The 21,868-nt window shown below is 35.6% G+C and carries 16 protein-coding genes and 1 riboswitch; of the genes, 14 read left to right on the top strand and 2 right to left on the bottom strand.

Annotated features, from left to right (window positions below; translation table 11 throughout):
- Positions 1-191: 191 nt before the first annotated feature.
- The 13 genes from cysD to BUC29_RS02030 all read left to right on the top strand — a co-directional run bounded on the left by cysD (position 192) and on the right by BUC29_RS02030 (position 17,339).
- Positions 192-1,091 (top strand): sulfate adenylyltransferase subunit CysD, encoded by a 900-nt coding sequence (gene cysD / locus BUC29_RS02090; RefSeq protein ID WP_008466601.1) that lies wholly within the window; start codon positions 192-194, stop codon positions 1,089-1,091.
- A gap of 145 nt (positions 1,092-1,236) precedes the next feature.
- Positions 1,237-2,481 (top strand): sulfate adenylyltransferase subunit 1, encoded by a 1,245-nt coding sequence (locus tag BUC29_RS02085; protein WP_008466602.1) that lies wholly within the window; start codon positions 1,237-1,239, stop codon positions 2,479-2,481.
- An 85-nt stretch (positions 2,482-2,566) separates the two neighbouring features.
- Complete coding sequence (locus BUC29_RS02080; protein WP_073412901.1) at positions 2,567-4,657, top strand: HEPN domain-containing protein; 2,091 nt, start codon at positions 2,567-2,569, stop codon at positions 4,655-4,657.
- A complete protein-coding gene (gene cobA, locus BUC29_RS02075; RefSeq protein ID WP_073412900.1) occupies positions 4,650-5,423 on the top strand; it encodes a uroporphyrinogen-III C-methyltransferase in 774 nt (257 codons plus the stop codon). Before BUC29_RS02080 ends, cobA begins: the two co-directional genes overlap by 8 nt.
- 213 nt (positions 5,424-5,636) lie before the next feature.
- Entirely contained in the window at positions 5,637-6,218 is a 582-nt protein-coding gene (locus BUC29_RS02070; protein WP_073412898.1) for a precorrin-2 dehydrogenase/sirohydrochlorin ferrochelatase family protein, read from the top strand.
- A 153-nt stretch (positions 6,219-6,371) separates the two neighbouring features.
- Positions 6,372-7,424, top strand: coding sequence for an NAD(P)/FAD-dependent oxidoreductase (locus BUC29_RS02065; RefSeq protein WP_073412897.1), 1,053 nt, complete (start codon positions 6,372-6,374; stop codon positions 7,422-7,424).
- 336 nt (positions 7,425-7,760) lie between these two features.
- Positions 7,761-7,877, top strand: a riboswitch (SAM riboswitch).
- A 338-nt stretch (positions 7,878-8,215) separates the two neighbouring features.
- Positions 8,216-9,220 carry a homocysteine S-methyltransferase family protein gene (locus BUC29_RS02060; protein WP_008466611.1) on the top strand — a complete coding sequence of 335 codons (1,005 nt, stop codon included), beginning with the start codon at positions 8,216-8,218 and terminating at the stop codon, positions 9,218-9,220.
- A gap of 28 nt (positions 9,221-9,248) precedes the next feature.
- On the top strand, positions 9,249-9,737 hold the full coding sequence (locus tag BUC29_RS02055; RefSeq protein WP_073412896.1) for a hypothetical protein: 489 nt from the start codon (positions 9,249-9,251) through the stop codon (positions 9,735-9,737).
- Positions 9,738-9,933: 196 nt separating this feature from the next.
- Entirely contained in the window at positions 9,934-12,609 is a 2,676-nt protein-coding gene (metH, locus tag BUC29_RS02050; protein ID WP_073412895.1) for a methionine synthase, read from the top strand.
- Positions 12,610-12,686: 77 nt separating this feature from the next.
- Complete coding sequence (gene metF, locus BUC29_RS02045) at positions 12,687-13,643, top strand: methylenetetrahydrofolate reductase [NAD(P)H] (RefSeq protein WP_073412894.1); 957 nt, start codon at positions 12,687-12,689, stop codon at positions 13,641-13,643.
- Between the two features lie 140 nt (positions 13,644-13,783).
- Positions 13,784-14,437, top strand: coding sequence for a class I SAM-dependent methyltransferase (locus BUC29_RS02040; RefSeq protein WP_073413577.1), 654 nt, complete (start codon positions 13,784-13,786; stop codon positions 14,435-14,437).
- A 189-nt stretch (positions 14,438-14,626) separates the two neighbouring features.
- Positions 14,627-15,850: a dicarboxylate/amino acid:cation symporter gene (locus BUC29_RS02035; protein WP_073412893.1), complete on the top strand. Its 1,224-nt coding sequence runs from the start codon at positions 14,627-14,629 to the stop codon at positions 15,848-15,850.
- Between the two features lie 79 nt (positions 15,851-15,929).
- Positions 15,930-17,339, top strand: coding sequence for a pyridoxal phosphate-dependent decarboxylase family protein (locus BUC29_RS02030; protein WP_073412892.1), 1,410 nt, complete (start codon positions 15,930-15,932; stop codon positions 17,337-17,339).
- A 332-nt stretch (positions 17,340-17,671) separates the two neighbouring features.
- Here BUC29_RS02030 and gldA read toward each other — a convergent pair whose 3' ends face one another.
- Positions 17,672-18,568, bottom strand: a complete 897-nt coding sequence (gene gldA, locus BUC29_RS02025) for a gliding motility-associated ABC transporter ATP-binding subunit GldA (protein ID WP_073412883.1) — start codon at positions 18,566-18,568, stop codon at positions 17,672-17,674.
- A 146-nt stretch (positions 18,569-18,714) separates the two neighbouring features.
- Here gldA and BUC29_RS02020 point away from each other — a divergent pair, with 146 nt between their 5' ends.
- Positions 18,715-19,293, top strand: a complete 579-nt coding sequence (locus BUC29_RS02020; RefSeq protein ID WP_073412881.1) for an outer membrane beta-barrel protein — start codon at positions 18,715-18,717, stop codon at positions 19,291-19,293.
- A 161-nt stretch (positions 19,294-19,454) separates the two neighbouring features.
- Here the strand turns inward: BUC29_RS02020 and metE are convergent, their stop codons facing one another.
- A complete protein-coding gene (gene metE / locus BUC29_RS02015; RefSeq protein WP_073412879.1) occupies positions 19,455-21,776 on the bottom strand; it encodes a 5-methyltetrahydropteroyltriglutamate--homocysteine S-methyltransferase in 2,322 nt (773 codons plus the stop codon).
- Between the last annotated feature and the right edge of the window lie 92 nt (positions 21,777-21,868).

Raw genomic sequence — 21,868 nt, 5'->3', positions numbered from 1 at the left:
ATTTAAAGTTCCGGAGGAACGATTCATATTGTAGCGCCGGATTTTAATCCGGTGGAAATAGAAAAGGAATTTATATTTTATGGGTTTAACCCGATGAAGAATAAAGAATAGAATAAATAGCGGAAAGTTTTAGAGTAACTCACAACTTAAAACCTGAAACTTGAAACTAAAAAATATCAAACAAAAAAACAATGAGTTCAGTATTAAAAACAAACGCTTTAGAGAGTGAAGCGATATACATTTTCAGAGAAGTAATTTCACAGTTTGACAAACCGGTTTTACTTTTCTCAGGAGGAAAAGATTCTATCACATTGGTGCGTTTGGCGCAAAAAGCATTTTTCCCTGCTAAGATTCCGTTTCCTCTATTGCACGTTGATACGGGACATAATTTCCCTGAGACAATTGCTTTCAGAGATAAATTGGTAGAAGAATTAGGTTTAGAGTTGATCGTTCGTAATGTTCAGGATGCTATTGATGAAGGAAAAGTAGTTGAAGAAACTGGAAAATATTCTAGTAGAAACAGTTTGCAAACAACAACACTTTTAGATGCAATTGAAGAATTTAAGTTTGATGCTTGTATTGGTGGCGCTCGTCGTGATGAGGAAAAAGCAAGAGCAAAAGAACGTATTTTTTCTGTTCGTGATGATTTCGGACAATGGGACGAAAAAAATCAGAGACCTGAGTTGTTTGATATCTTAAATGGAAAAATTGAAAATGGTCAAAACGTTCGTGTTTTCCCAATTTCAAACTGGACAGAATTAGATGTTTGGAGTTATATCGAGAAAGAAAAAATCGAGATCCCGTCAATCTATTTCTCACATAAAAGAAAAGTTTTTTTGAGAGACGGTTTAATCTGGTCGCATTCTCCTTTTGTGTACCAAGAAGAAGACGAACAAATCGAAGAAAGAATTGTTCGCTTCAGAACCGTTGGAGATATGAGCTGTACAGCAGCAGTTGAATCTTACGCAGCAACAATCGAAGAAGTAGTTGGAGAAATCAGATCATCAACCATTTCTGAAAGAGGAGCCAGAATCGATGATAAACGTTCTGAAGCGGCGATGGAGAAAAGAAAACAACAAGGATACTTTTAATAATTGTTAATTATGAATTGTTAATTGTAAATGCAATTCAGAACGAAATTTAAAAGTAAAAATCAAGAAAACAAAAACATACAGATTTATAAGTTTCGAGAGAACATGAAACCTGAAACTTTAAACCTGAAACAAAAATATTAGAATGGACGTTTTAAAAATAGCAACAGCAGGAAGTGTAGATGACGGAAAAAGTACTTTGATCGGGAGATTATTGTACGATACAAAATCATTGACGACTGACAAAATAGAAGCAATCGAAAAAAGCAGTAAACAAAAAGGATATGATTATCTTGATTTTTCTTTGGCAACTGATGGATTAGTAGCAGAAAGAGAACAAGGAATTACGATTGATGTTGCACACATTTATTTTTCGACTGCAAAGAAAAGTTACATTATCGCCGATACTCCGGGGCACGTTGAATATACTAGAAACATGGTTACGGGAGCTTCCACTTCTCAGGTTTCTATCATTTTGATTGATGCGAGAAAAGGTGTAATTGAGCAAACATACCGTCACTTTTTTATCAATAATTTATTGAGAGTAAAAGAGGTAATCGTAGCCATTAATAAAATGGACTTAGTAGATTACTCAGAAGAAGTTTTCAATAAAATCAAAGCCGATTTTGAGGCATTAAACGCAAAAAGTACTTTCAAAGAACAAAACGTAAGTTACATTCCGTTAAGTGCAATCAACGGCGGAAACGTAGTCGACAAATCGGAGAATATGCCTTGGTATGAAGGACAAACTGTTTTAGAGCATTTGGAAGGATTGCATTCTCATGATGTTTACGAAGCAGGAAAAGCACGTTTCCCAGTTCAGACTGTGATTCGTCCAAAAACAGAAGAATACCACGATTTCAGAGGTTACGCAGGAAAATTATACGGAAACTCCATTAAAGTTGGAGATGCTGTAACAGTTCTTCCATCGTTAACAGAATCAAAAGTATCTAAAATTCACTTTTTTGATAAGCAATTTGATGAAGCTACAGCAGGTTCTTCAATTACAATCGAATTAGAAAATGATATCAATGTAACGAGAGGTGATATGATTGTAAAATCAGATGAGCTTCCAAAAATTGAAAAAGATATTACGACAACAGTTTGCTGGATGGACAGCAAAAAACTCGTTCCAGGAACAAAATACTTGGTACAACATAATACAAACAGAGTTTTAGCAAAAGTAGAAAGCATCAAAAATACTATTGCAACAGACTATTCAGGAACAACTCCGGCAACACAATTAGCAATTAACGAAATCGGAGAAGTGAGCATCAAATTAAGCAAACCGTTATATTTTGATCCGTACAACGAAAACAAATCAAACGGAGCTTTCATCTTAATTGATACAGCAACAAACACAACAGCAGGAGTAGGTTTCATTAGATAGTTGATGGTTTGTGGTTTTTAGTTGATAGTTCTGCTGTCAACAACCAACTATAAACAACCAACAATAAACTACAAACTAAAAAGAAATGGAAAGTTTTAGAACAGAAATAGAAAATCCGGTAGTTCAGAAGGAGATTATCGAATTAGAAAAAAAGATTCATTTATTCCGCGGAGGAAAAATTGATGATGAGCGTTTTCGTAGTCTTCGTTTAGCACGCGGAATCTACGGTCAGCGTCAGGAAGGCGTTCAGATGATTCGTATCAAATTGCCTTACGGAAAAGTAACCAGCGAGCAGTTAAGAAGAATTACAGAAGTGTCTGATGAATATTCTACAGGACGTTTGCATATTACAACACGTCAGGATATCCAGATTCACTATGTAAGTTTAGACAGAACTCCTGAGCTTTGGGCAGATTTGGCTAAAGACGATATCACGCTTCGTGAAGCTTGTGGAAACACCGTTAGAAATATCACAGGAAGCGAATTGGCTGGAGTTGATGTAAACGAACCATTTGATGTTTCGCCTTATGCACACGGACTTTTTCAATATTTGTTAAGAAACCCAATCTGTCAGGAAATGGGACGTAAGTTCAAAATTTCGTTCTCCTCTTCAGATGAAGATACTGCGTTGAGTTATTTACACGATTTAGGATTTATTCCGAAAATTAAAGACGGACAAAAAGGTTTTAAAATCATGTTTGGAGGAGGTTTAGGCTCTCAGCCGGCACATGCAGAATTACTTTCAGAGTTTGTTCCTGTAAACGAAATCATTCCAACAGCAGAAGGAATCATCCGTATTTTCGACAGATACGGAGAACGTGCTAAAAGAATGAAAGCGCGTATGAAATTCTTAATCAAAGAAATGGGGAAAGATGCTTTCCTTGATTTAGTTGAAAAAGAGAAAAAAGCCATCGCTTTTGAAACATACGAAATTGATACAACCGCTTTTGACGGACCAATTCCAGAGCCGTTATTAGAAGTTCCACAAGTTACAATCGAAGATACAGAAGCGTATGAAGCGTGGAAAAATTCGAATGTAATCAAACAGAAACAAGACGGTTATTATGCAATTGGAATCAAAGTTTTATTAGGAGATTTTTATACTGATAAAGCGAGATTATTAGCCGATTTAATTAAAAATTACGGAGCAAATGAATTACGTTTTTCATTGCGTCAAAATATTGTAATACGTCACATAAAAGAGGAGAATCTTCCTTTCTTTTATCAAGAATTAGCCAAACTTGACTTTGTTCAATTAGGATATAATTCAGTTGGAGATATTACGGCATGTCCGGGTACTGATACTTGTAATTTGGGGATTGCAAGTAGTACCGGTATTGCAGAAGAATTAGAAAGAGTTTTAAGTACAGAATATCCACAGTATTTAAACAACCGTGAAATCGAAATTAAAATTTCAGGCTGTATGAATGCCTGCGGACAACATAATATGTCTGCCATTGGATTTCAGGGAATGTCTATCAACTCAGGAAAACTGGTAGCTCCGGCTTTACAAGTTTTATTAGGTGGAGGAAGATTAGGAAACGGAGCAGGACGTTTTGCTGATAAAGTAATCAAAGTACCTAGCCGTAGAGGTCCGGATGCGTTGCGTACCATCTTAAATGATTTTGATGCCAACGGAAGCGGACAAAAATTCCTAGATTATTATGATACAAAAGGAGAAAAATATTTCTACGAAATCTTAAAACCGTATGCAGATGTAACCAATTTAACAGAAGCTGATTTTGTGGATTGGGGTAATGCAGACAATTACGTAAAAGCAGTTGGAGTTGGGGAATGTGCCGGAGTGGTGATCGATTTAGTAGCGACATTATTGTTTGAAGCTAAAGAAAAATTGATCCTGGCTCAGGAATCTTTCGACGAGAAAAAATGGTCAGATGCAATTTATCATGCTTACGCAGGATTTGTAAACGGTGCAAAAGCATTGTTGTTGGCAGAAAACCAAAAAACAAATCATCACGCAGGAATCGTTGATTTGTTTGACACTGTTTTCATCGAAACTAGTAAAATTGAATTGAATTCAACTTTTAAAGACTTGGTTTACCAAATCAATAAAAATGAACCATCAGAAGCTTTCGCTAAAGATTACATTGCACAAGCAACTGTTTTCTTTGACAAAATCGAAACTTTCAGAGCACAGGAATTAGCAAATGCATAATATAAAACCCAAAATAACTTTAGTCGGTGCAGGTCCGGGCGATCCCGATTTACTGACGCTCAAAGCTGTAAAAGCATTGGCTGAAGCAAATGTGGTTTTATACGATGCTTTGGCCAACGAAGAAATTCTGGATTATGCACCTAAAAGTGCCATCCGAATTTTTGTTGGAAAAAGAATCGGAAATCATGCTTACACGCAGGATCAAATCAATCAACTGATTGTAGATAATGCTTTGACTTACGGAAATGTAGTTCGATTAAAAGGTGGAGATCCATTCATTTTCGGAAGAGGCGGTGAAGAAGTTGATTTTGCAGAAAGTTTCGGAATTGAAACGATTGTAGTTCCGGGAATTTCATCAGTAGTTGCAGTTCCCGCAAGTCAGGGAATTTCAATTACAAAAAGAGGAGTTTCAGAAAGCTTTTGGGCGATTACGGGAACAGCATCGGATAGAAAATTATCTTCAGATGTAGCTTTGGCAGCACAATCATCTGCGACAGTGGTAATCTTGATGGGAATGCACAAATTGCCTCAAATAATCGATTTGTTTCAAAAAGAAGATAAAGGGAATTTACCCGTTGCGATCATCCAAAACGGAACAACACCTGAAGAAAAAGTAGGTGTTGGAACAGTAGATTCAGTTTTAGAAGTTGTAAAACAAAAAGAATTAGGTTCACCAGCGATTATTGTTCTTGGTGAAGTTGTCCGCGAAAGCAACAAATTAAAAGGATTTTACGAAGAATTTCTATCAAAAGAAATCGCAAGATAAAGTTCCGAAGAAACGGTTCATATTGTAGTGTCGGGTTTCAACCCGATGAGATAATAGAAAAAAGAATATAGAATATAGATTTTCAGTTCCGAAGGAACAATCCATATTGTAGCGCCGGATTTTAATCCGGCGAAAACGATAAACATTGCAATATTAGATTTTCCTAATGTTCAATAAAATCATCTAATTTTGTTTAGATGAAATTAAATTAAAATGGAACAAAACGAATTATATCCAATATTTCTAAAGCTTCACAATTTAAATGTATTGATTGTAGGCGGAGGAAATGTAGGTCTGGAAAAGCTTTCTTTCTTGCTTAAGTCAAGTCCGAATGCAAATGTTGAGGTAGTGGCAAAAGAATTTCATTTAGAAATAAAAGTTTTGGCCGAAAAACATCCTTCGATAACATTAACAAGATCGAAGTTTAAAAAGAAAATGCTCAAAAAGCGTCACATGGTAATTGCCTGTACAGACGATTTGAAAGTAAATAAAAAGGTTTACGATTTAGCAAGAAAACGCTATTTGATTTGCAATATCGCCGATACACCAGATTTATGCGATTATTATCTGGGCGGAATCGTAACAAAAGGGAATGTCAAAATCGCCATTTCAACCAACGGAAAATCGCCAACAACGGCAAAGAGATTGCGTGAGTTTTTTGAAGAAGTAATTCCGGAAGATATCAATCAAATGGTTGAGAATCTAAACGAATATCGAAAAACCTTAAAAGGCAATTTTGAAGATAAAGTAAAGAAGATGAACGAAATAACAGCTTCTTTGAAAAATAAAGAGTAAAAAATTCCGAAGGAACGAATTTATATTGTAGCGTCGGGTTTCAACCCGATTGATGAAATTTCAAAAGAAATGAATATTGATAAAAATCATTGTCAAAAGAATAAATTATTCGTTTCTTTGTATTATTAAGAATGATTATAAACAACAACCATAATGATTAAAACAGATATACTTATAATTGGAGCAGGCCCAACAGGTTTATTTGCCGTTTTTGAGGCAGGATTGTTAAAATTAAAATGCCACATTTTAGATGCGCTTCCACAGCCAGGAGGACAACTATCAGAGTTATATCCAAAAAAGCCAATTTATGATATTCCTGGATTCCCGGAAGTATTAGCCGGAGATTTAGTTGACGGATTAATGGAGCAAATCAAACAATTTGAGCCAGGATTTACTTTAGGAGAACGTGCTGAAACAGTTGAAAAGCAAGAAGACGGAACATTCATTGTAACATCAAACAAAGGAACTAAATTCCACGCGCCAGTTATCGCAATCGCTGGAGGTTTAGGAAGTTTTGAGCCTCGTAAACCACTTATCGAAGATATCGAGTTTTATGAAGATAAAGGAGTAAAATACTTCATTAAAAATCCTGAAAAATTCAGAGACAAAAGAGTTGTTATTGCAGGAGGAGGAGATTCAGCATTAGACTGGAGTATCTTCTTGGCAAATGTAGCTTCAGAAGTAACTTTAATCCACAGAAGAAACGAATTCAGAGGAGCTTTAGATTCTGTAGAAAAAGTACAGGAACTAAAATCAGCGGGAAAAATCAAATTAATCACGCCAGCAGAAGTTATCGGAATCAATGGTGCTGAGCATGTAGAATCATTAGATATCGAAGAAAACGGAGCACACCGTAAAATCGAATGCGATTATTTTATTCCACTTTTCGGATTAACACCAAAATTAGGTCCAATCGGCGACTGGGGATTAGAAATCGAGAAAAATGCAATCAAAGTAAACAATGCATTAGATTACCAAACTAACATTCCGGGAATCTTTGCTATTGGAGACGTAAACACATATCCAGGAAAATTAAAGTTAATCCTTTGCGGATTCCACGAAGCAACTTTAATGTGCCAGGCTGCATATTCAATCATCAATCCAGGTAAAAAATACGTATTGAAATACACAACAGTTTCTGGTGTAGACGGTTTTGATGGAACTCGTAAAGAAGCTCCAAAAGCGGTTGTTAAAGCGATTGTTTAATTATTAGGTGCTGAGGTTCTAAGGGACTAAGGCGCTAAGGTTTTTTATATACAAGGCTCAAACTAAAAGTTTGAGCTTTATTTTTTTTAGAAAACACATAAAAACATAGCTAGTGGTTTCAACCACTGGAACGCAACGAATAGACCTATCGGATTACCGCAACATATAAACATAACGCATAATCACAATACGTTTCCCGCGGTTGAAACCGCGGGCTATGTTTGAAAAACAGAAACTAAAAAACCTTAGCACCTAAGTCCCTCAGCACCTTACAAAAAAAACATTTGCAAATCGAATTGCCATTTCATACCTTTGCACTGTTCTTAAAATTATTGTCAGTTATCACGAAAGGCGGAGGGATAGACCCAATGAAACCTTAGCAACCCTTTATCATAAAGAAGGTGCTAAATTCTACTTTATACGACATTTTCCAGTATTAAAGATAGATAACACAAATACATTACAAGTATTTCTCAAAACTTTTCTCGATAACATATAATATTTACTGAAACAGATTCAGTAGAAGGAGCGAATCATTGGCGCATTTTTGCATTCAATAGTTCCCGCTTTTCGTTGCAATCTTTTGTTTTTTAAAGAAAAAAACAAAAGGATTTCCACTTCAATCGGGGCTAATGAGCCAGCAATAGTGAGTTTTTGGAATTAAAATGAAAAAAATATTCGAAGTAAACCTAACAGGTTTTTAAAACCTGTTAGGTTTAAACTTCTAAATCATAATAAAAAAAACTTAGCATCTTAGAACCTTAGCGTCTTAGCAGCTAAAACAAAAAAACATGGCAATAACAATACAAGAAGCAATAAAAAAAAATATCCTAATCCTTGACGGAGCAATGGGAACAATGTTGCAACGCTATAATTTCTCCGAAGAAGATTTCAGAGGAGAGCGTTTCAAAGATTTTCCGCATCCGTTAAAAGGAAACAACGATTTACTATCCCTAACACAACCACAAGCAATCCGCGATGTACATGCCGCTTATTTTGAAGCTGGTGCTGACATCGTAGAAACCAACACCTTCTCAGGAACGACAATCGGTATGGCCGATTATCACATGGAAGATTTGGTTTACGAGTTAAACTACGAATCGGCAAAACTTGCACGCGAGGTTGCCGATGAGTTTACCGCAAAGAATCCGGAGAAACCACGTTTCGTTGCCGGTTCAATCGGACCGACAAACCGTACAGCAAGTATGTCACCAGACGTAAACGATCCAGGTTACCGAGCCGTAACGTTTGACGATTTACGAATTGCATACAAACAACAAGCAGAAGCTTTAATGGACGGTGGCTGTGATTTGCTTTTAGTAGAAACGATTTTCGATACTTTAAACGCAAAAGCGGCGCTTTTTGCAATCGAAGAAGTAAAAGAAGAACGTAATCTTGATATTCCAATCATGGTTTCAGGAACGATTACAGATGCTTCAGGAAGAACACTTTCTGGACAAACTGTTGAAGCGTTTTTGATTTCAGTTTCGCATATTCCGTTGTTAAGTGTAGGATTCAATTGCGCTCTTGGAGCCGATTTGTTGAAACCGTATTTGAAAACATTAGCACATAATACGAGCTTTAATGTTTCGGCACATCCAAACGCAGGATTGCCAAACGCTTTCGGACAATATGATGAAACGCCAGAACAGACACAAGCATTCATTAAAGAATATTTAGAAGACAATTTAATCAATATCATCGGTGGCTGTTGCGGAACAACTCCAGATCATATTCGATTAATGGCTGAAGTTGCGAAAGATTATAAACCGAGAGTTGCTCCGGTTTTTGAATAATTTATAAAATTTTGTGCAGATAAAAATTATGCTAAAAGCAAGTAAAATTCTTTTGATTTTTATTTTACTTAATTTTTGTTCTTGTGATAAATTAGATACAAGAGAACTGATTGTTAAAAACAGCTCTGATAAAATAATATATAGCATTCTATCCGAAAATGATAGTATGAATGATTCAGGCTTTTATTATGAATATCAAGATAATTTTAATGAAAGTAAAAGAGGAGATTATGATGCTCCGTTTGTTTTCGAGGAAATCATGAGAGGAAAAATGATTGCTAATAGTGATAGACCAAGATATTGGGATAATTATTTTCAAAAATTAGAAGATAAAAAAGCAAGGTTATTTATTGTAGAAAAGGATAGTGTGGATAAATATGGTTGGAAAACAATATTTGCTAAAAATATTTACAGTAAAAAATATTTTATCACTCTTGAAAAATTGGATAGCCTTAACTGGCAAATTGAATATAAAGGGGGATATTTGAGAGAATCAAAGAGAATGAATTTCTTATGAAACCGAGTTTGCGTGAGGGATAGAAGTGAAAAGCCCACAGCCTGACGAAGGAAGAGCGAGGACTTGTAACGGATAGCCCGACCCGGAGGGACACGCCAAAAAGATTAAAAAGATTATAGGTTTAAAGACCTAAAAAAATATAGAATAAAAAACTTAGAACCTTAGCATCTTAGGATCTCAGTAACTTTAAAAAGAAATGACAGAAAAAAGAAGAGACCTTGTATTATCAGGATTAGAACCGTTGATTATTACGCCTGAAAGTGTTTTCGTAAATGTTGGTGAGCGTACAAACGTAACAGGTTCAAGAAAATTCCTAAGATTAATCAAGGAAGAGAAATATGACGAGGCGCTTGATATTGCAAGACAGCAGGTAGAAGGTGGAGCACAAATCATCGATATTAATATGGATGAAGGAATGCTTGATGGGGTTACGGCAATGACTAAATTTTTGAATTTAATTGCTGCAGAACCAGACATTTCGAGAGTGCCAATTATGATCGACAGTTCGAAATGGGAAATCATTGAAGCAGGTCTTAAAGTAGTACAAGGAAAAAGCGTTGTAAACTCGATTTCGTTAAAAGAAGGAGAAGAAGCCTTTATTCACCACGCCAAATTAATCAAACGTTACGGAGCGGCGGCTATTGTAATGGCTTTCGACGAAGTCGGTCAGGCCGATAATTATGATCGTAGAGTGGAGATTTGTGCGCGTTCGTACGATATTTTGGTGAACAAAGTAAATTTCCCCCCGCAGGATATTATTTTCGATTTGAATATTTTCCCAGTTGCAACGGGAATGGAAGAGCATAGATTGAACGCATTGGATTTCTTTAGAGGAACAAAATGGGTTCGTGAGAATCTTCCTCATGCACATATTAGCGGTGGAGTAAGTAACGTTTCGTTCTCTTTTAGAGGAAACGATACTGTTCGTGAAGCGATGCACTCAGTATTTTTATACCACGCGATTAAAAACGGAATGACGATGGGAATCGTAAACCCAGAAATGTTGACGATTTATGATGATATTCCGAAAGATTTATTAGAATACGTTGAAGACGTAATTTTAGATAGACGAGATGATGCTACTGAACGACTTTTGGATTTTGCAGACAGTGTAAAAGGCGAAGCAAAAAGCGATGAAAAAACGATTCAGGAATGGCGTTTTGGAACTGTTCAGGAGCGTATTACACATTCATTGGTAAAAGGAATTGATGCTTTTATTGAAGAAGATGTCGAAGAAGCACGTTTGGCAGCAACAAAACCAATTGAAGTTATCGAGATTAACTTAATGGCCGGAATGAATGTAGTTGGAGATTTATTCGGAAGCGGAAAAATGTTCTTGCCTCAGGTAGTAAAATCGGCTCGTGTAATGAAAAAAGCCGTGGCTTATTTATTGCCTTTTATCGAAGCTAGCAAACAAGCTGGTGATAAACAAGGAAACGGAAAAATCCTGATGGCGACTGTAAAAGGTGACGTTCACGATATTGGTAAAAACATCGTTTCGGTAGTTTTGGCTTGTAATAACTACGAGATTGTAGACTTAGGAGTAATGGTTCCTCCGGAAAAAATTATTTCGGCTGCAATTGAGCACAATGTTGATATCATCGGATTAAGCGGACTGATTACGCCTTCGCTTGACGAAATGGTTTATCTGGCCAAAGAATTAGACAAACAAGATATTAAAATCCCGATTATGATTGGTGGGGCAACTACTTCGCGTGCGCATACGGCCGTGAAAATTGCACCTCAGTACAGAGAAACTGTAATTCACGTAAACGATGCTTCGAGAGCTGTGACGGTTGCAGGAAACTTGTTAGATCATAATAGAAAAATATACGCTGCAGATATTCGTGCAGAATACGATTCGTTTAGAGAAACGTTCTTAAATCGTTCGAGAGACAAAAACTTCCTGACGATTGAAGATGCCCGTAAAAACAAATTACCGTTGGATTGGAGTGAATATACTCCAGTTAAACCAAAAGTAATTGGTGCACAAACTATCGAAGTAGAATTAGATGTTTTGGTTCCGTATATTGACTGGACGCCATTTTTCCAGACTTGGGAATTGTACGGAAAATATCCAGCAATTTTAACCGATGAGGTTGTGGGTAAAGAAGCAACTTCTGTTTTTAACGATGCTCAGGCGATGCTGAAAGTTATTTTGGCTGAGAAAAAACTAAAAGCAAAAGGTATTTACGGAATTTTCCCTGCGAATCAGGTAAATGACGATGATATCGAATTGCGCGATGAAAACGGAAAAGTATTAGAGAAATTCTTAACGCTTCGTCAGCAGTCGCAAAAAACAAAAGGTGCTCCAAATATCGCTTTGGCCGATTTTATTCTGCCAAAAGACAGCGGCGTAACCGATTATATGGGGGCTTTCTGTGTAACAACTGGTTTTGGTGTTGACGAATGGGCAGCGGAATATGAAAAGAATTTAGACGATTATAATTCGATTATGGTGAAAGCGCTTGCCGATCGTTTTGCTGAGGCTTTCGCCGAATATCTTCACGAGAGAGTACGTAAAGATTTCTGGGGTTATGACAGCGAAGAATCTTTAACCAACGAAGAATTGATTAAAGAAAATTATAAAGGAATTCGTCCTGCTCCAGGTTATCCGGCTTGTCCAGATCACTTGGAGAAACCAACGATTTGGAAACTTTTGGATGTTGAAAAACAAATTGGAGTGAAACTAACAGAAAGTATGGCAATGTGGCCGGCTTCATCGGTTTCAGGATATTATTTTGGAAATCCGAAAAGCCGCTATTTCGGACTCGGAAAAATAAAAGAAGATCAGGTTACAGATTACGCCAAACGCCGAAATGTACCGCTTGATTACGCAATGAAATGGTTAAACCCTAATATAGCAGATTAAATTAGTCAAAAGTCAAAAGTCTTAAAGTCCGAAAGGAAAGACTTTCGACTTTCGACTTTCAAACTTTAAGACTTAAAATGAAAGTAACAGAACATATAGAAAACGCCAAAGGAAAAACATTATTCTCATTTGAAATTATTCCGCCTCAAAAGGGGAAAAGCATTCAGGAATTATACGATAATATTGATCCGTTAATGGAGTTTAAACCACCATTTATTGATGTAACGACTTCGCGTGAAGAGTACATTTATATCGATCGCGGTAACGGACTTTTGGACAAAAAACTGACTCGTATGCGTCCGGGAACGCTTGGAATCTGTGCTTCTATAAAACATAAATATAATGTTGATACGGTTCCGCATTTGCTTTGTGGTGGTTTTACCAAAGAAGAAACGGAATACATGCTTGTTGATTGTCATTATTTAGGAATCAACAATGTAATGGCACTTCGCGGAGACGCTATGAAAGACGAGCAGTCTTTTACACCAAAAGCTGGCGGTAATCATTATGCAATTGATTTGGTGAAACAAATCAACGATTTGAATTGCGGAAAATATCTCCATGAAGTAATGGATGCTGACAACAAAGCCGATTTTTGTATTGGAGTTGCGGGTTATCCTGAAAAACATTTAGAATCTCCTTCTTTACAATCAGATTTAAAAAGATTAAAAGAAAAAGTTGACGCGGGAGCTGATTACGTAGTAACACAAATGTTTTTTGATAATTCGAAATATTTTGCTTTCGTAGAAAAAGCAAGAGAAATGGGCATCACAATTCCGATTATTCCTGGAATTAAACCAATTGCTGTTCAAAGACATTTACAAGTTTTACCGCAGATTTTCAGAATCGATTTACCAGAAGATTTAATCGATGCTGTAGATAAATGCAAAAATAACGCTGAAATCAAACAAGTCGGAATCGAATGGGCGATTCAGCAATCATTAGAATTAAAGGCCGCTGGAGTTCCATTTTTACACTATTATTCAATGGGTAAATCTGAGAATATTCGCCAGATTGCAAGTCAGGTTTTTTAAGGTCTTTGTGAGGAACTTTGTCAAAGTTTTAAACTTTGACAAAGTTGTAGAGAACTAAGAAGGTGGTCTTGGAATTTGGACCCGAGCGTAAGCGAATTGGCGAAGCAATTTTTAAATTTTGGAATTTAACTTTTACAGTCATGAAACAAGAAGAATTACAAGCCATAGCTTCACAATTAAAACATCCAAAAGGAGAAAAAGGAATCGAAATGGCTAATATGATGAACGAAACGAACATCAATATGACCAAACATTCGATTCAGAATTTAAATATTTCAAACGGAAATAGAATTTTGGAATTAGGTCACGGAAACGCAGGCCACCTAGAATTTCTGTTTGAACAAGCCGAAAAACTAAAATATTACGGACTCGAAATGTCGGAACTAATGTTTCAGGAAGCGCGCCAGATCAATCGAAATTTTGTTTCTCAAAAGCAAGCTTTCTTTTCGCTTTATGACGGAAACGCAGTTCCGTTTGAAGATGAATCATTCGATAAGATATTTACTGTCAATACGATTTATTTCTGGCAAAAGCCTGAAGAATTAGTTTCAGAAATCTACAGGGTTTTAAAGTCAGGCGGTAATTTCTGTTTGACATTTGCGGAAGAAGATTTCATGAAAACACTGCCTTTTACTCAATTCGAATTTGAATTGTACAGCACTCAAAAAGCGCAGGAATTGGTTAAAAAATCAGATTTTAAAATCGTTTATACAGAAACACAGACAGAACAAGTAAAAAGTAAAACCGGCGAATTGGTTGACAGGGCTTTTACTACTATTGTTTTGGAGAAATAAATGAAATTTTTAAACACATAGAAACATAGATTTTTTAATTTTAACTGAGAAGAATTAAAAGAAAAACAAATTTTTCAGACATAGTCTATGTTTATTTAAAGAAATGAAATGCCTTTATGGACAAAGAGAACTATGTTTCTATGTGTTTGAAAATATAAAGCTTGCTGAATTCTAAATCCTTTTATCATTATGGAAGTTAAAAAAATCAATTTTTTGCAGAGTTACAGCAGTATTTTATGGCTTTTGGGCGGTATTATAATCGGAAGTATTTTCGGATTGGTATTCGGAGAAGATGTTTTGATCATAAAACCGTTGGGTGACATTTTTCTAAATTTGCTTTTTACTGCCATTATTCCGCTTATTTTTTTCACGATTGGATCTTCGGTTGCGAATCTGGAAAGAACAGAAAAGCTAGGAAAACTATTTGTCATAATGGTGTTGGTTTTTCTCGCTACCATTTTGATTTCGGCCATTGTGATGATTTGTGCTGTTTATTTTTTTCCAATTCATGAAGATATAGCGATTGCCAAAGTACCGTTTGAAGAAGTAGCTTCAGGATCGGCAGGAGATCAAATTGCAAAATTGCTTACAGCCAATGATTTCTTCGAATTATTGTCTCGAAAAAGTATGCTGGCCTTAATTATTTTCTCTTTTTTAGTTGGTTTTGCCACATTACAATCAGGAGAAAAAGGAAAGGCTTTCAAGAGTTTTCTAGACTCAGGAAACGAGGTCATGAAGCAGCTTTTGAACATCATCATGAAATTTGCACCAATTGGTTTAGGAGCTTACTTTGCCTATCAGGTTGGTGTTTTTGGCCCGCAATTGTTGGGAGTTTATGCAAAACCAATGGCCGTTTATTATGCAGCCTGTGTGTTTTATTTCTTTGTCTTTTTCAGTTTGTATGCACTTGTTGCTGGCGGAAAAAGAGCTTTTAAAGTTTTTTGGAGCAACAATATAATGCCTTCTTTAACAGCAGTAGGAACTTGCAGCAGTATCGCAACGATTCCTGCCAATTTAGCGGCAGCAGAAAAAATGGGAATTCCAGCACATGTTAGAAACCTAGTTATTCCACTTGGAGCGCCTTTGCATAAAGACGGTTCGAGCATGTCATCTATCTTAAAAATAACTTTTTTGTTTGCCATGTTTGGTAAAGATTTTTCAGATCCGATGACAATTCTTTTGGCACTCGGAATTACAGTTATCGTTTCGATTGTAGAAGGAGGAATCCCAAACGGAGGTTATATTGGAGAAATTCTGGCCATAACAGTTTATGGTTTTCCAATGGAACAGGCACTTCCGGTCGCTATGATTCTGGGAACTTTGGTAGATCCGATTGCTACTTTATTAAATGCAAATGGAGATGTAATCTGTTCGATGATGGTTTCTAGATTCTCCGAAAAGACAAAGTGGTAGCAGTTCCTTAAAACACTCAAATTTTTATTAATCTTTCTCATCCGCGCAATCTGCGCGACATAACTAATACAATAAACTTATGAATTCAATATTACAACACGATCTAAACAATTTCGAAAATATCTTAGAAAAAGCCAAACAGCAGGGAATTGACTTTTTAAAAAATTTAGAAAATATTCCAACTTCAAATAAAAATACAATCGATCCAAAACGTAGTTTAAATGAACTTGGATTGGGTTCTGTACAAGCTTTAAAAGAATTTAATGAAAGATTGTCGCCTTTATTAGTTTCATCACCAGGACCGCGTTATTGGGGATTTGTTACGGGAGGATCAACACCTGCTTCTATTGTAGGCGACTGGCTGGCATCGGTTTACGATCAAAATACACAGTCTGTAACTTCGCAGGGCGGAAATTCAGCCTTAATAGAATTTGAAACCATCAATTTACTATTGCAATTATTAGAACTTCCGGATTCATTTTTGGGCGGATTTGTTACGGGTGCAACAATGTCGAATTTTACAACTTTAGGTGTTGCCAGACAATGGTTTGGAAAACAGTTTGGGAAAGATTTTGCTAAAAACGGAATTTCAGAAACCATCAATGTTTTAACCGCAACTCCTCATTCTTCTTCTGTAAAATCATTGTCGATGTTAGGAATCGGGAGTCAGAATTATACGGTTGTAAAAACTATTGAAGGAAATCGCGAAGCTTTGGATTTGGCCGATTTAGAAGAAAAAATAAAAGGCTTAAACGGAAAACCTTTTATACTGATCTCGAGTGCCGGAACGGTAAATACTGCCGATTTTGATGATTTTGAAGCCATTTTAAAACTAAAAGAAAAATACAATTTCTGGTGGCATATTGACGGTGCTTTTGGTGGTTTTGCAGCAGTTTCAGAAAAATACAAACATTTCGTAAAAGGCTGGGAAGGAGCGGACAGTATTACAATTGATTGTCATAAATGGCTGAATGTTCCTTACGAAAGTGCTTTTTATTTAATTAAAAAAGAACATATCAATTTGCAGATTGAAACGTTCCAGAATTCGAATGCTCCGTATTTAGGAAATCCGCTGGAGAATTTTAATTATTTAAATGTTGTTCCGGAAAATTCACGCCGTTTAAGAGCTTTACCGGTTTGGTTTTCTTTGGTAGCTTACGGAAAAGAAGGCTTTTGTGATATTATTGAAAAAAGTACATCACTGGCGCTACATTTTGGAAATAAACTTATTGAAAACAGATATTTTGAACTTCTGGCTCCAATCCGCTTAAATAATGTTTGTTTTACCTTAAAGGGAAATGAAAATCAGGATAAAGTAAATGTATTTTTAACTAAACTAAATGATACCGGAAAAGTTTTTATGACACCAACATTTTATGAAAATAAAAAAGGAATCAGAGCTTCATTTGTAAACTGGCGAACTACAGAAGATGATATTAGCATTGTAATCGAAGAAATGAAAACAATTCTTGACGATTTAGATCTATAAATAAAAGAGCCTGCTAAGACTGGCAGGCTCTCTTTTCAAAAAAAATAAAAAACAAAAAAACAAGTTTCAAGGAATGAAATTAAATTCTATATGTTATAAGGCTAACACAATAATGTAACTAGCAATTGAATTTTTAGTTTGTGTTGGCAAATATAGTATTATTTAAAACAAGTCTAAATAAAAATAAATAAAAGTTGTATATAAAATATCACTTTTTAGCCGTGAGGAGATAATATTATGAATAAGAGAAGAAAAATTTAAAAAAGGAAAGCCAATTTATTTCGAATAATAAATTGGCTTTCTTTATAAATCTGAGATTGTAAACTAAAAAACTACTTCGTAATTTCTCTAAAAACAGCTTCTAGGTTTTTATTTTTCTGATTTAATTGTAAAGTTTTTAAACCATTTTCGTTTGCAAAGTCAAAAATGGCTGGGCGCATGTCTTTGTCAGTAATAAAAGTCAATTCCCAGGTCATGTCATGTGTATTTATATATGAAGAAATGTTTTCTAATTTGGCCAAAAGCTGTTCTTCTACCTTATAATCAAACTCAACCTCAATAACTTGCTCTTTGTCTGCAGAAACTAAATGATCTAATTTGTTGTCGGCAACAATTTGCCCTTTGTCAATAATTATGACACGATCGCAGATTGCTTCAACTTCCTGCATAATATGTGTTGATAAAAAAATGGTTTTATCTTTACCGATATTTTTGATTACATTTCTAATTTCCATTAACTGATTCGGATCCAGACCTGTAGTTGGTTCATCCAAAATCAAAACATCAGGATTGTGCAATAAAGCATTGGCAAGCCCAACACGCTGACGGTATCCTTTTGATAGCTGACTGATTTTTTTATGGCTTTCCGGTGTCAGTCCTGTCAGTTGAATTACTTCTTCAATTCTTGACTTTTGAACATTATAAACATCGGCATTAAAAGCCAAATACTCACGAACATACAAATCTAAATACAACGGGTTATGCTCTGGTAAATATCCTATCGACTGCTGTACTGCTTTTGCATTTGTCATGACATCGTGGCCATTTACAAGGGCAGAACCGCTGTCGGCAAGTAAATAAGTGGTCAAAATTTTCATTAAAGTAGATTTTCCAGCTCCGTTTGGACCAAGAAATCCAACTATTTCTCCTTTTTCAATTTTAAAAGAAATTTCATTTAAAGCTTTTTGCTCTCCGTAACTTTTTGATATACTGTTTACTTCTATCGACATGATTTTTTATTTGCTACAAAAGTAAACAGAAATACTCTCGATTGCTAAAAATTATCTTTTAAAGTAATTATAAAAAAATTATAGAGCCCAGTATTCACGGCATTGTTATTGTTAAAGGAATGCTAAATTAAAATAAATCCCAAATTATGAAAAAAATTCTAGTGATGGCTGCTTTAGCTATCTGCAGTTTTGCAAACGCACAAAAAGGTACAATCTTAGTAGCAGGAAGCATCGGTTATTCTTCTGAAACACGTGATTATACAAATTCTGAAACTAAAAGTAACGAATTTTACTTTTCTCCAAAAGTAGGTTACCAATTTAATGATAACTGGACTGTAGGGGGCGAATTTACTGCAGCTTCTTCAAAAAATGATCAAGGAGTAAATGAGTACAAAACTAATGATTTTAAACTAGGAGCATTTGTACGTTATTCTGTGCCATTAAACCAAACTTTCTCTGTATTTGCTGATTTAGGAGCTGGTATCCAAAACAGAACAGAAAAAGATTATGTTGGACCAAACTACACAAAATACAAAGCAGACGGTATGTATGTAGGTATTACTCCAGCTCTTTTCATCAACATGAAAAAAGGTTTTGGTCTTAACTTCAGCATTGGTGGTTTAGGTTACGATACTTACAGCTATGACAACAATGGTCCGGATGTTAGTAACTTCTACTTCAACTTTGGACAAACATTTAACATTGGAATTTCTAAAAACTTCTAATCTTAAATTATATATTCAATTTCAGAAAGCATCCGCCATGGCGGATGCTTTTTTTTGTATAAAAATAATGCCAGCTAAAGTAAAGTCGAAACTAAATCATAACTAATTTTTGACTCCACCAAGCTGACATTAAAAAACAAAAATATATCTAAAAGAAACTATTAATTAACAGGATTTTCAACCGCTGCGCGCATTTCCTGAGCCGCTGCAACCATTTCGATTAATGCTTTTTTAGTTTCATCCCAATGGCGTGTTTTCAACCCGCAATCTGGATTTACCCATAACTGATCTACAGGAATTACAGCCGAAGCCTTTTCTAACAAACGAACCATTTCTGAGCTTGAAGGAACACGCGGAGAGTGAATGTCATAAACTCCAGGTCCAATTTCGTTTGGATATTTAAAGTTGGCAAAAGCATCCAGAAGTTCCATTTGCGAACGCGAGCATTCAATTGTAATAACATCGGCATCCATATCAGCAATGTTTTGAATAATGTCGTTAAATTCACTGTAACACATATGCGTGTGGATTTGTGTGTCATCATTAACACCACTTGCAGAAATACGGAACGCTTTTACAGCCCAGTCTAAATATTTCGCCCATTCTTCTTTTCTTAATGGTAAACCTTCGCGAATGGCAGGTTCATCAATTTGAATAATTTTGATTCCGGCTTTTTCTAAATCGACAACTTCATCACGAATGGCAAGAGCAATCTGTGTACAAGTTTCAGAACGAGGCTGATCGTTACGAACAAATGACCATTGCAAAATAGTTACTGGTCCCGTAAGCATTCCTTTTACCCATTTTGGAGTTAAAGACTGCGCATATTTCGACCATTTTACCGTCATAGGAGTTGGTCTCGAAACATCACCATAAATTACAGGAGGTTTTACACAGCGGCTTCCGTAACTTTGAACCCAGCCATTTTTTGTAAAAGTAAATCCGTCTAGTTGCTCACCAAAATATTCCACCATATCGTTTCTTTCGAATTCTCCGTGAACCAAAACATCAATTCCGGTTTCTTCCTGAAAACGAATCGTAGCTTCAGTTTCTTTTTCGATTAAATCATTGTATTGCTCCGCAGTTAATTCCCCTTTTTTGAACTTTGCTCTCCAGCTTCTCACTTCAGCAGTTTGAGGAAAAGATCCAATAGTTGTGGTTGGGAAAAGCGGTAGATTTAAGGCTTCAATCTGGCTTTTTCTTCTTGCAGCAAAAACACTTTTACGTTTATCGTCAGCAGCAGTAATTCCGGCTACACGAGCTTTAACTTCATTATTATGAATTAATTTTGAAGTTTTACGGTTTTCATTTGCAATAACATTTCTTTCGTAATCAACAGAGTTTTTAATGTCAACTTCACCGGAAGCGATTTGTTTTAAAAGAACAATTTCGTTGATTTTTTGTTTTGCAAAAGCCAGCCATTGTTTAATTTCCGGAGTAAGCGTCTGATCGTTTGTTTCTAAATCTAAATCGCACGGACTGTGAATTAGAGAACAAGACGGACCAATTAAAATTCGGTCTTTGCCTAAAGCATCAGTCGCTTTTTTGATTAATTCTAAAGATTTTTTGAAATCATTTTTCCAGATATTTCTTCCGTCAACAACTCCCAAAGAAAGATTTACGTTTGATGCCAGTTTTCCAGATTCTAAAATATCATTTAACTGAAGCGGACAGCGAACTAAATCTAAATGGAAAGTATCAACCGGCAATGCCAATGCTGTATCCAGATTTTCTCCAAAACAATCGAAATAGTTTGCTAAAATGATTTTTAGTTTTGGGAAACGTGTGTTGATTTCGTTGTACACTTTCGTGAAAACGTTTCTTTCTTTATCAGTTAAATTTAAAGCTAAGAAAGGTTCGTCAAGCTGAATATATTCTGCACCTTCCGCTTGTAATTTTTCTAAGATTTCGAAATAAACCGGCAATAACACATCAATAAGATCAATTCGGTTAAAACCTTCTTCTTTTTCTTTACCTAAAAGTAAATACGAAATTGGGCCTATTAAAACAGGTTTTGTAGCAATTCCTAAAGCATTTGCTTCTTTAAATTCGTTGATTACTTTTTCTGAAAACAATTCAAACTTTTGGTTTTTTGTGAATTCAGGAACGATGTAATGATAGTTTGTGTCGAACCATTTTGTCATTTCCATTGCCACAACATCCTGACCTTCTTTTTGCGCTCCTCTTGCCATAGCAAAATACAAATCAAGAGTAGAATTTGTTCTTGCCAGTTCGTGATAACGCTGCGGAATTGCGCCAACAGTCAGCGTTAAATCTAAAACCTGATCATAAAAAGAAAAGTCATTTGACGGAATTAAATCGACTCCGGCCTGCCATTGTAAATGCCAATTTCTCTGGCGAATTTCTTTTCCGGTTTCGATAAGTTCTGCTGCCGAAATTTTTCCAGCCCAATACAATTCGCTGGCTTTTTTTAATTCTCTGTTGCTCCCAATTCTCGGATAACCTAAATTATTTGTTTTCATTTTGATTTCAGTATTTTTTACTGAACAAATGTACTGTCTTAGATTTTATAACTTATATTTGGTGATTATTTCAGTAAAATGTGTTTTAAAAA

It is taken from the genome of Flavobacterium defluvii (assembly GCF_900129555.1).
GTDB classification, from domain to species: Bacteria; Bacteroidota; Bacteroidia; order Flavobacteriales; family Flavobacteriaceae; genus Flavobacterium; species Flavobacterium defluvii.
This window is presented reverse-complemented; position numbering and strand designations above follow the sequence as displayed.

Coding starts and splice junctions, on each gene's coding strand:
- BUC29_RS02035 (WP_073412893.1), top strand. CDS start 14,627: ATGGAAGTTAAAAAAATCAATTTTTTGCAGAGTTACAGCAGTATTTTA.
- BUC29_RS02060 (WP_008466611.1), top strand. CDS start 8,216: ATGGCAATAACAATACAAGAAGCAATAAAAAAAAATATCCTAATCCTT.
- BUC29_RS02040 (WP_073413577.1), top strand. CDS start 13,784: ATGAAACAAGAAGAATTACAAGCCATAGCTTCACAATTAAAACATCCA.
- BUC29_RS02085 (WP_008466602.1), top strand. CDS start 1,237: ATGGACGTTTTAAAAATAGCAACAGCAGGAAGTGTAGATGACGGAAAA.
- BUC29_RS02070 (WP_073412898.1), top strand. CDS start 5,637: ATGGAACAAAACGAATTATATCCAATATTTCTAAAGCTTCACAATTTA.
- BUC29_RS02080 (WP_073412901.1), top strand. CDS start 2,567: ATGGAAAGTTTTAGAACAGAAATAGAAAATCCGGTAGTTCAGAAGGAG.
- metH (WP_073412895.1), top strand. CDS start 9,934: ATGACAGAAAAAAGAAGAGACCTTGTATTATCAGGATTAGAACCGTTG.
- BUC29_RS02020 (WP_073412881.1), top strand. CDS start 18,715: ATGAAAAAAATTCTAGTGATGGCTGCTTTAGCTATCTGCAGTTTTGCA.
- cysD (WP_008466601.1), top strand. CDS start 192: ATGAGTTCAGTATTAAAAACAAACGCTTTAGAGAGTGAAGCGATATAC.
- metE (WP_073412879.1), bottom strand. CDS start 21,776: ATGAAAACAAATAATTTAGGTTATCCGAGAATTGGGAGCAACAGAGAA.
- gldA (WP_073412883.1), bottom strand. CDS start 18,568: ATGTCGATAGAAGTAAACAGTATATCAAAAAGTTACGGAGAGCAAAAA.
- BUC29_RS02030 (WP_073412892.1), top strand. CDS start 15,930: ATGAATTCAATATTACAACACGATCTAAACAATTTCGAAAATATCTTA.
- BUC29_RS02055 (WP_073412896.1), top strand. CDS start 9,249: ATGCTAAAAGCAAGTAAAATTCTTTTGATTTTTATTTTACTTAATTTT.
- metF (WP_073412894.1), top strand. CDS start 12,687: ATGAAAGTAACAGAACATATAGAAAACGCCAAAGGAAAAACATTATTC.
- BUC29_RS02065 (WP_073412897.1), top strand. CDS start 6,372: ATGATTAAAACAGATATACTTATAATTGGAGCAGGCCCAACAGGTTTA.
- cobA (WP_073412900.1), top strand. CDS start 4,650: ATGCATAATATAAAACCCAAAATAACTTTAGTCGGTGCAGGTCCGGGC.